The sequence below is a fragment of the Mesorhizobium silamurunense genome (assembly GCF_014843825.1).
GTDB classification, from domain to species: domain Bacteria; phylum Pseudomonadota; class Alphaproteobacteria; order Rhizobiales; family Rhizobiaceae; genus Mesorhizobium; species Mesorhizobium silamurunense.
On sequence record NZ_JHQR01000362.1, the window covers coordinates 1 to 6,841 of the forward strand.

7 protein-coding genes are annotated in these 6,841 nt (G+C 65.4%); 1 reads left to right on the forward strand and 6 read right to left on the reverse strand.

Annotated elements, in window-relative coordinates:
- The coding region (locus tag DH10_RS33075) for an ATP-grasp domain-containing protein (RefSeq protein WP_192385803.1) at window positions 1-1,048 on the forward strand (1,048 nt) is incomplete at its 5' end.
- An 18-nt stretch (window positions 1,049-1,066) separates the two neighbouring features.
- On the opposite strand, the gene DH10_RS38030 is transcribed toward DH10_RS33075, so the two are convergent.
- From DH10_RS38030 to DH10_RS33110, 6 genes are all read right to left on the reverse strand, one after another.
- Window positions 1,067-1,657, reverse strand: a complete 591-nt coding sequence (locus tag DH10_RS38030; protein ID WP_312891336.1) for an addiction module antidote protein — start codon at window positions 1,655-1,657, stop codon at window positions 1,067-1,069.
- A gap of 52 nt (window positions 1,658-1,709) precedes the next feature.
- Window positions 1,710-2,711 (reverse strand): Rieske 2Fe-2S domain-containing protein, encoded by a 1,002-nt coding sequence (locus tag DH10_RS33090; RefSeq protein ID WP_192256440.1) that lies wholly within the window; start codon window positions 2,709-2,711, stop codon window positions 1,710-1,712.
- Entirely contained in the window at window positions 2,708-3,853 is a 1,146-nt protein-coding gene (locus DH10_RS33095) for a GNAT family N-acetyltransferase (RefSeq protein WP_246506569.1), read from the reverse strand. The genes DH10_RS33090 and DH10_RS33095 overlap by 4 nt, the downstream gene beginning before the upstream one ends.
- A complete protein-coding gene (locus DH10_RS33100; protein WP_192256442.1) occupies window positions 3,850-5,106 on the reverse strand; it encodes a F390 synthetase-related protein in 1,257 nt (418 codons plus the stop codon). The genes DH10_RS33095 and DH10_RS33100 overlap by 4 nt, the downstream gene beginning before the upstream one ends.
- Window positions 5,103-5,936 (reverse strand): MBL fold metallo-hydrolase, encoded by an 834-nt coding sequence (locus DH10_RS33105; protein WP_192256444.1) that lies wholly within the window; start codon window positions 5,934-5,936, stop codon window positions 5,103-5,105. Before DH10_RS33105 ends, DH10_RS33100 begins: the two co-directional genes overlap by 4 nt.
- Window positions 5,933-6,841 (reverse strand): NAD-dependent epimerase/dehydratase family protein (locus tag DH10_RS33110; RefSeq protein WP_192385804.1); only part of this gene is annotated, 909 nt, incomplete at its 5' end. The genes DH10_RS33110 and DH10_RS33105, both read right to left, overlap by 4 nt.

Genomic DNA, 6,841 nt, shown 5'->3' on the forward strand with positions numbered 1-6,841 from the left:
GCCGGCGCGCCCGATCGCCGCCGCAAGCAGGGCCTGCGCGCGCTACCATCGCCTGCCGCCGCCGCGTTTCGAGCCTGAGGCCTATGCCGAGGCGGTCGAGGCGCTGGTTCGCGAGGAAGGCATAGGGCTGGTCATCCCGACCTGCGAGGAGGTTTTTCATCTCGCGCTGGCCTGGCACAGCAGGGCCATGCTGGCGCAGCTATTCGCGCCCGGCATCGAGCTGCTGGCGGAAGTCCACAACAAGCATGCCTTCATCCGGCTGGCCGAGCGTCTCGGGCTGGCAGTGCCGGAAACGGTATTGCTACAATCGACCGCCGATCTGCATGCCGTGCGCGGCCGCTCGCGCGGACTGGTGTTCAAGCCGGTCTGGTCGCGCTTCGCCAGCCAAGTGCTGCTGCGTCCGACACCGGATTTTCTCGATGCGATCGCCCCCTCGCCCGCCATGCCATGGGTTGCGCAACGTTTCGTCGATGGCGACGAGATCAGCGCCTATGCGGTGGCGCGCGAGGGCAGGCTCAAGGCGCTGGCGCTCTATCGTTCGCTCTATCGCGCCGGCAAGGGCGCCGGCATTTTCTTCGAACGAGTCGAAGATGGGGCAGCGCGCGAGCTTGTCGAGCGCATCGTCGCCGGCACGTCTTGGACCGGGCAGATTTCCTTCGACCTGATGTGCGAGGCGGACGGAAACGTGCTGCCGCTGGAATGCAATCCGCGCGCCGTGAGCGGCCTGCATTTCTTCCGCGATCCGGCGCGGTTTGCCGATGCCGTCCTGGGGCACGGGCCGGAAGTCATACCCGATGTGGTCGCACCGCAAACGGTGCGGCTTGCCATGTGGGTCTACGGACTGCCGGCGGCTTTGCGATTCGGTGGTCTCGTTCGCTTCCGGAAGGCGATGCGCGATGGTCAGGAATTGCTCGACTGGCCGGGCGACCCGGCACCGGTCAAGGCGCAATGGCCGGCGCTTGCCGAGATCGCCGGCGTGGCCTGGCGCCAGCGCATCAGCCTGCAGGTCGCGTCGACGCGGGATATCGAGTGGAATGGGCCCGGCTAACGGTTGCTTCCCGATCCTTCACGTCCTGAGGGAATCGGGATTGGTCGGTTTGGCATAAAGTTGGAGACCCAGCGCCTTGGTGACTCCCAGGAGCGTGCTGAGGCGCGGATCGCCCTTTTCGCTCAGCGCCTTGTAAAGCGCTTCCCGGGTTACGCCGGCGTCCCTCGCGACGGCTGTCATGCCGCGAGCGCGAGCGATGATGCCGAGCGCATGGGCGATATAGGTTGCGTCGCCGGTCTCGAACGCATTTACAAGGAGCTCAGCCTGGGACTCTGCGTCGTCGAAATATTCAGCGGCATCGAATGGTGTGGTTTTGAGAGCCATGTCAAACCTCGTTTGCCATCTGTTTGGCTTTTCTGATGTCTCTGTCCTGGGAGGATTTGTCGCCTCCGCAAAGCAAGATGATGACCGTGTTGCCGCGCCGGATGAATAGCGGTAACCCGGTCCATAGTCGATCCGAAGCTCACCGATGCCTTCGAAGAACTTGGCGTCTCCCAGCAGGCCGGCCTCAACGCGGATGAGCCGCTGAGCGATCTTTCTGGCAGCTCGGATATCCGTGAGGTCCCGCAGCCATTTTCTGAATTCGTCGGTCTGCCGAACCTCGATCATCCGTAAACTATAATTCACAGATCTGAGCAAATCAAGTTGCGTGAACTTTAATTCACAGTTCGATCTGGTGCACCTTCGACTCACTCGCAGCCGGCGGCAGTTTGCCTTCCATGATTGCCGCGATGTCGCGGCGCAGGAAATCGAGCGGGCCGATCACCGGCATAGACTGCGGCGCGAAACGGGCGTTGTCGCTTGCCGATTTCAGCACGTGGCGATCCTGGTGCAGCGCGATGGTGAAGAGCGGCTTGAAGGCGAGCGCCTTCAAGCCGCCGAGCAGGCCTTGGCGCCGGCCGATCAGCCATCCGACGCCCTCGACGGTGCGCTCGTCGGCCTGACGCAGATGGAAAGTGGTGGCGAGCACCAGCCCGTCCTTGCCCCAATATTCGAGTTCGGCGATGCCTGGATAGCGGAAGCGGCCGATGGTTTTCGTCCGCTCGCCTTCCAGCATCCGGCTGATCAGGCCTTGCTGGCGCTCCTCGCCGGTGTAGCGGGCTTCGACCCAGCCCTCGCCGCCGTTCACCTCGACCCGCACAAGGTGCCGCTTCGAGGTCAGGCCGCGCAACAGGCCCTTGTGGGTGAAATGGGTATGGGTGGCGTCGAGAATGTTCTCGGCGGCATCGATAACCGTCGACTGCGTCGAGCTGCGCACCCGCCGCACGATGATGTCCTTGCCCTGCATGCAGTGCAGGTAAGGCTCGCCCCGCGGCGTGCCGGACGAGACGAAGACGACGCCGTCGCGCTCGATCGCGGCGTAGCGGCGGACACGGTAACCCGGCATCTCGCCGACATGGCCGGGAATGGCGGTGCAGCGGCCTTCGCCATCATAGCGCCAGCCGTGATAAGGGCATTCGATCTCGCCGCCGACGACTTTGCCGGTCGAGAGTTCGACGAGCCGATGCGGGCAGCGGTCGAACAAGGCGGCAATGCCTTGCGCGGAGCGGAACAGCACCAGCGGCGCGCCGTCGAACAGGATGCGCTTCGGTCGCTTGCCGATGTCGGCCGACAGTGCCACCGCCTGCCAGTGATCTTTGCTACGGTCCCCGCGCTTGCTCACAGCTCGAACCTCCTGAGCAGGGGAATGCCGACCTTCGCCAGCACGCTCTCCATCAAGCGGATCGCCAGACGCCGGCGGCGCGGAAGATGGCCGGCATAGACGGCGTTGTACTCGACCGCGGCGACCGCGCCGCGCAGGCGCTTGAAGCCTGCCGCGCCGGCGCTCATGTTGAAGAACAGGCCGCGCGCCGTGGCATGGTCCTGCCCCATCGCCATCACCATGCGGTAGAGCCCCTCGCCGAGCGGCAGGCTGGTGTCGTAGCCGACGATCGGCTGGGTGAGCGTGCCGCCGTTCTCGAACAGGCCGGTGACCGCGACCAGCTCGCCGCCCGGCCGGCGCAGACCAGCAAGGCTGATGATGCCGCGCCGATGCATCTCGGCAATATAGCGAGCTGTGTAATGGGGATTTAAGGGCGTGTATTTGTCGAGATAGAGCATCTTGTAGAGCTGCTCGGCGCGCGCATAGTCGGCCTCCGTGAAATCGGCATCGCCGACCCGCTCGAAATGCGTGGCGCCGAGTTGCTTGCGGTCGAGCTTCATGTTTTTGGTCATGGCCGGTGCGGCGCTGCGGTCGGCGAAGATGTAGATCTGCCGCGCCGCCAACATGCGAAAGCCTTCGGCTTTCAGCGCGGCAATGGTCGCCGGATCGGCGATCTCGTTCAGCGAACGGATGACGATGGCACGATCCGGGAAGCGCGCGACCATCGCCGTTCTAAGTGCGGCGACCGTCTGCCGATCGAGCAGCGGCACCGGATTGGTCGAATAAAGCCAGTTGTTGACCTGCACCTGATGATCGAGGCCGCTTGCCCTCACCAGCGGCGTGCAGGTGCCGATGAGGGCCTGAAGCGCGCGGCGCAGCAACAGGTGGCCCGCAAAATTGCGCGTCTCGTCTATCGCATAGTCGATATAGGCGCTGGACGGACAGCAGATGTAGCAGTTCGGCGCTTCGCCGGCGTCGTTGAGCGTCAGCGGAAACGTCCGGCCGGCGATCTCAAAAGTTTCGACTTTGGTCATCAGATTGGCGACGAGGTCGCTTACGGGCACCTCGTTGAACAACCGGACGAAAGCGTCAACCTTGGCCGGCTTGTTTTCGACGCGGTCGGCCTGTTGGATCGGCTTTTCCATGACGGTCGCCCGGCTCATGGAGCCCGCTCCGGCCGGCATTCGACGCGGCGCAGCTTGCGGCTTGTCTCCAGCGGCAGCGGCGCGCGAATGAGAGTGACGGTCGCGGTTGCTTTTCGCGCTTCAAGAAGCGCGCGCACCGCCTGGTGTGCGGAGGCGGCAGCTTCATCGGCGAGCGTCGGAAGCAGTCTCAGCTCGATCGCATCGGGCGCGATCTGAACGAGCCGAAAATCGTCGATGCGGCGATCGGCCTTGAGCACGGCGTTGCGCAGCACATCGGGCGTGACGAGGATCGGACCGCCTTTCGAGGACAGGCGGAAGACATCATCCATGCGGCCGACGATCTCGTCCACACAACACAGCGGCGAACCGCAGCGGCAAGGCTGTTCCGAGAGGCGCAGCAGATCGTTCATGCGGTAGCGCGCCATGATTTGCGTTCGGCGGCGGAAGGCGGTGACCAGCGGCGTTACCAGCCCCTCGCCCGCCGGCTCGAATTCAAAGAAGACCGAGTCTTCGGCAAGGTGCAGGCCGCCCTGCCGGCACGTCACCGCGAACAGGCCTTCGGTCGCCATATAGATCTGGTCGAGCGGGAGCCGGAAGAAGGCTTCGATGACCGGACGGTCTACCGGATCGAGCGTCTCGGCGGCCGAGAAAATGCGTTTCGGTTGGAGTTGGAAACTTTCGGCGGCGAAATGCCTGAGCATCTTCGGCGGCGCAATGATCACCGTCGGGTCGAAGGCTTCGAGCGCTTCGCGCCAGTGTTCCGGCCCGAGCGTCAGATCGAAGAAGGCGAGCCTGATCAGCTTCGACTTGCGGGCGCTGTCATAAAGCCCGGTGTTCTGCGGCAGGATGACGGCGACGCGCATGCCGCGCCACAGAAGATCGGGCGCCCCCTTGGCGAGGATCGCGCCCAGCCAGCGGTATTTTTCCGCCTCTGAAATGACGAACAGGCCGCGATTGCCAGACGTGCCGGTGCTGGCGCCGACTGTGAGCGAACCGGCGCGGCCGTCGCGCGCCAGCGCTGCCCAGGCCTCATTGGCGGTGAGGCCATGGATGTTGAAATCCTCGAAGCGCGCCATCACCAGCGCCTTGTCGGTGACCGGCAGGTCGGCGAGACGAGCCGGCGGCTTGCCGTAGAACGGCGCGCGCGGCAGGTCGCGATCGAGGAAACGGCGCAAGGCCGCCGCCTGCCATCGCTCGAAGTCGGCGCGGCTCTTACGCGATGCCCAGCGCGTTACGGCAAAAGAGCCGATCGCTTCCGCCAGCGCGTTCATCCCGCCTCCGGATTGCTCGTCGCGAAATCATAGGATGTCGGCGCAGGATCATGGCAGAGCATCACCTCGCCACCCGTGCCCATGAAGCGCCGCAGCATGGCGCTGGTCGGCTCGATTGCCCCGGCTTCCTCGGCGATCAACGTAGCCGGGAAGCCGGGCGTGCGGTTTTCGGTCAGGGCGGTGAGCAGCCATTGCACATCGACGGCGTAGAGCAGCGGCCGCGAGAGGCCAGCGAACAACAGGCCGAACTGGCCGTCGGCATGTCCAGGAAGATCGATCGCGATCACGCTGCCGTCGCCGAAGAGGTCGGCCCCACCGAGTGCGCTGTCGCGCGCTTCGACGCGCGGCTTGGAGGATAGACCGTTCAACCGCGCTTCAAAATCAGTCGGAAAGAGCTCGGTGAAGATGCCATGGCGCAAATTCTGGCGCGGCGTTCGCGCCTTGACCCGCGTCCAGGCGGCATCGCTGGCGATGAAGCGCGCCCTCGGGAACAGCGACAGTCCGGAAATGTGGTCGGCATGGAAATGGGTGACGATGACGGTGCCTATGTCATCGGGCGAAAGGCCGAAATGCTTCAGCACCGGCAAGACCTGTCCGGCGGCGTCGAGTTCGGGCTTCAGCAACGCGCCATAGAGGCGCAGCATCCGGCCGCGTCGCTCTCCCGAAAGCGCTTCCCGCGTATAGCCCGTATCGACCAGCACCGGTCCGGCGGTGGGATGGAAGATCAGCCCGTAGCGGACACGCAGCCTGACACTTTGCCAGCTGCCGCCGCGCAGGATCAGCCGCTCGGCGGCGCTGACCCAGGCGCTGTTGGCGAAGACGATTTTCACGGCGTCGCAACGCCGGCGAAGGTGCGGTCGAGCCCCTGCTCGAAGGAAACCTTTGGTCTCCAGCCAAGCACGCGTCTCGCCTTGGAGATGTCCAGGCTCTGGGCATAGGCGAAGAGGCCGAGCCCATAACGGGTGACCGGCGGCTCCGGCCGGCCGGGCAGCCTGAGTGCCACCGCCTCCATAAGGCCTGCGGCAAGCATAGCCGGCAGCAGCGGCATCGGCCGCCAGCGCGCGGCAAGCCCGGCACGAGAGCAAGCCTCGTCGGCGATGCGGCGCACCGGCAGCACCTCGCCGCCGGAGATGTTGAAGATCTGGCCCTCGGCCTCTTCGGGTGCCGCGAGCGCCGCCATGACCGCATCGACGACGTCGTCGACATGGGTGAGATCGATCGCGGCGCGGCCGTCGCGAAACAGCGGCAGCGGCCGGCTTTTCGCCGCCTTGATCAGCCGCGGCAGCAGCGCGCGGTCGCCGACACCGTAGATGCCGCGCGGCCTCAGCACCACGGGATGGACCAAAGGCGCGGCAAGCACGAGCTTCTCCGCCTCCCGCTTGGTGCGGGCATAGTGGTTGGCCGGATCGGGCAAGGCCATGTCCTCGGTCAGGCCGAGCTGGTCGCGAAAGGCAAAGCAGACCGACGGGCTGGAGATATGGACGAAGCGGCTGACGCCTTGCCGCGTCGCGAAGTCGAGAAGGTTTCGCGTCGCCGCGACGTTGGCTGCCACGAAATCCTGCAGCCGGCCGAAGGGCGCCGAGAGCGCCGCGCAATGGATGACCCGCTCGACCCTGTCGAGCCGCGGATCGAGCGCGCCATCGAGCGGCTGCGCGAGATCATGACGGACGATGCGATGGCCGGTGGCTTCGAGCGCGGTGCAGCGTGCCGCATCGCGGCCAAGGCCGAGCGCCAG